The following is a 2,853-nucleotide window of genomic DNA, read 5'->3' on the forward strand; positions in this document are numbered from 1 at the left end:
GTCGAGCTCGACGATGCGGGTGACGCAGCGGGCGAGGAACTCGCGGTCGTGCGAGACGAGGACGACGCCGCCGCGCTGGCCGCGCACGAACGCCTCGAGCCGTTCCAGGCCGGCGAGGTCGAGGTCGTTGGTCGGCTCGTCGAGGAGCACGAGGTCGAAGCGGCTCAGCAACAGCGCCGCGAGCGCGGCCCGGGCCGCCTGCCCACCGGAGAGCGAGGTCATCAAGGCGTCCGGGCCGACGTCGAGGCCGAGCTCGGCGAGCATCGGGGGGAGGCGCTCGTCGAGGTCGGGGGCGCCGCTCGCGAGCCAGTGGTCGAGGGCGACGGCATACGCCTCGTCGGCCGTGGGGTCGCCGCCGCCGAGGGCCGTGGCGGCCTCCTCCATCGCCAGCGTCGCGGCGGTCGCGCCGGTGCGGCGGCCGACGTGACCGGCGACGGTCTCCCCCGGCAGGCGCTCGTGCTCCTGCGGCAGCCACCCGACGAAGGCGTCGGACGGCGCGGTCGTGACCGTGCCGCCGAGCGGCTCGTCGACGCCCGCCAGCAGCCGCAGGAGCGTCGACTTGCCCGCCCCGTTGGCGCCCACGACGCCGACGACGTCACCGGGTGCGACCGTGAGGTCGAGGTGCTCGAAGAGGGTCCGGTGGGCGTGGCCCCCGGCGAGGTCCTTGGCCACCAGGGTCGCGCTCACGCCCCACAGCCTAGGCGCCCGGCTGCGGTGCTCCCGTCACACCGGGTGCACGACGACGACGTCGCCCTCGACGAGCTGGTCGACACCCTCGGGCACCTCGACGAGGCAGTTCGCGGCCGCGAGCGCGGTGAGGTGCCGGGCGTCGGGGGCTGTCACGGTGCCGTCGTCGCGGAGCACGCTCGTCACGAACTGCACGCGTCCGGCGCGTGTGTGGCGCGTCTTGCCGACGTATGCCGCCCGCCCGCCCGGTGCTGTCGGCACCCCGTGCCGTCGGTCGAGGCCGGGACGCACGAGCACGTGGAAGGCGACGAAGGCACCCACGGGCGTCCCCGGCAGGCAGACGACGGGTGTGGCGCCGTAGCAGCCGAGCCCCTGCGGACCTCCCGGCTGCATCGCGAGGTGGACGAAGTCGAACGTCGGCAGCGGCGAGCAGACCTGCCGCACGACCTCGTAGGCGCCGGCGCTGACACCGCCCGTGGTGACGACGAGATCGACGTCGGGGTCGGCATCGAGCTCGTCGAGCAGGGCACGCAGCTCGTCGGGCTCGTCGGAGCACACCTCGACGCGGAGCACCCGGCAGCCGGCGGCCTCGGCGAGCGCGGCGACCATGTGCGAGTTGGACTCGTGGATGCCGCCGGCGCCGGGGTCCGCGTCGGGTGGGGCGAGCTCTGCACCGGTCGCGATGACGGCAACTCGCGTGGGGACGTGCACCGAGGCGCTCGTGCAGCCGGCGGAGCGGGCCAGGGCGAGCAGCGCCGGCGTGACGGCGGCTCCGGCGGTGGCGATGACCGCGCCGGCCGTCACGTCCTCGCCGCGCGGGCGGACGTGCCGGCCCGGGAGCGGGTCCTGCTCCAAGGTGACGCTCTCGGGAGCCGGACCGGTGGGGCTGGCGTCGGTGAGCTCGACCGGGACCACCGCCACCGTGCCCTCCGGCACGCGAGCCCCGGTCATGACCCGGGCGGCCTGACCGGCGACGAGGGCGAAGGTGGGGGCGGAGCCGGCCGGCACGTCGCCGACCACCGGATAGGTCCGCTGGTCCGCCGAGCCCGGGCACACGGCATACCCGTCCATGGCGGAGCTGTCGAAGCGCGGCAGGTCGTCGGCGGCCACGAGGTCGGCCGCGAGGCGGCGGCCCGCGGCGTGGCGGTCGAGCGGGACCTGCTCGCACGACCCCTCCCCGAGGAGCCGCTCGACGGCGGCTCGGTGCTCTGCGACGGAGCGATGACCCATGCGCGCCAGTCTGTCGCATCCCCTCGGCGAGGGGCGCCCGGTGTCGCGCGCGCAGATGCCACGCCCGTTCGTTCGCCGGCGTACCGTCGAAGGCAATGGCCTTCTTCGAGGGAGGTGCTCATGCGGCTCCGGCACCTGTTCGACGCGAGCTGGACCTACGCGCTCTACGAGGAGGTCGAGCCCGCTGCGGGGCGTGACGGCCGCGTCTACGGGCAGGGAACGGGCACTCTGACAGGTCGGCTGTCGGGGACGGCGACGTGGTCGAACTTCCCCCGCATCCGGCCGGGCTACGCCTCACCGGATGCGCGCGGCGTCATCGAGGCCGACGGGCATCATCGTCCTCTTCACCCTCACGGGGCTCTCGTCACTGACCGACGGGCGCGGCCTGCACGTCCTGACGTTCCAGACGGAGGCGCCCTCGCTCCTGTGGCTCAACGACGTGCTCGCCGTCGGCGAGGGAGCCATCGACATCGAGCGCCGTCTGCTGCAGATGCGCTACTACGAGTGCGACGTGGAGCTTCCCCTGCCGGCCCTTCCCGCCGACTGAGCGCGGATCAGCACTCGATGACGTTGACGGCTAACCCGCCCCGCGCGGTCTCCTTGTACTTCACCTTCATGTCGCGGCCGGTCTCCCGCATCGTCTTGATCACCTTGTCGAGGGACACGACGTGCGAGCCGTCGCCGCGCAGCGCGGTGCGGGCGGCGGTGACGGCCTTGACGGAGGCGATGGCGTTGCGCTCGATGCACGGGATCTGCACGAGCCCGCCGACCGGGTCGCAGGTCAGGCCGAGGTTGTGCTCCATACCGATCTCGGCGGCGTTCTCGACCTGCTCGGGCGTGCCGCCCATGACGGCCGCCATGGCGCCGGCCGCCATCGAGCACGCTGATCCGACCTCGCCCTGGCAGCCCACCTCGGCGCCGGAGATCGAGGCGGTC

Annotated in this window: 4 protein-coding genes; 1 reads left to right on the forward strand and 3 read right to left on the reverse strand. The window is 74.1% G+C overall.

The window, feature by feature from the left end; translation table 11 throughout:
* On the reverse strand, positions 1–687 hold a 687-nt coding region (locus ABD194_RS19000; protein ID WP_343994391.1), incomplete at its 3' end, for an ATP-binding cassette domain-containing protein.
* Positions 688–723: 36 nt separating this feature from the next.
* A complete protein-coding gene (locus tag ABD194_RS19005; protein ID WP_343994393.1) occupies positions 724–1,917 on the reverse strand; it encodes a molybdopterin molybdotransferase MoeA in 1,194 nt (397 codons plus the stop codon).
* Between the two features lie 301 nt (positions 1,918–2,218).
* Here ABD194_RS19005 and ABD194_RS19010 point away from each other — a divergent pair, with 301 nt between their 5' ends.
* Entirely contained in the window at positions 2,219–2,464 is a 246-nt protein-coding gene (locus tag ABD194_RS19010) for a hypothetical protein (protein ID WP_343994395.1), read from the forward strand.
* A 7-nt stretch (positions 2,465–2,471) separates the two neighbouring features.
* Here ABD194_RS19010 and ABD194_RS19015 read toward each other — a convergent pair.
* Positions 2,472–2,853, reverse strand: a 382-nt coding sequence (locus ABD194_RS19015; protein WP_343994397.1) for an L-serine ammonia-lyase, iron-sulfur-dependent, subunit alpha, incomplete at its 5' end; no start/stop codon positions are given.

Origin of the sequence: Terrabacter terrae, assembly GCF_039529575.1 — a bacterium.
GTDB classification, from domain to species: domain Bacteria; phylum Actinomycetota; class Actinomycetes; order Actinomycetales; family Dermatophilaceae; genus Terrabacter; species Terrabacter terrae.

Bases quoted from the DNA above. Each gene is read 5' to 3' on its own strand.
- ABD194_RS19005 (WP_343994393.1), bottom strand. From the start codon at position 1,917: ATGGGTCATCGCTCCGTCGCAGAGCACCGAGCCGCCGTCGAGCGGCTC.
- ABD194_RS19010 (WP_343994395.1), top strand. From the start codon at position 2,219: ATGCGCGCGGCGTCATCGAGGCCGACGGGCATCATCGTCCTCTTCACC.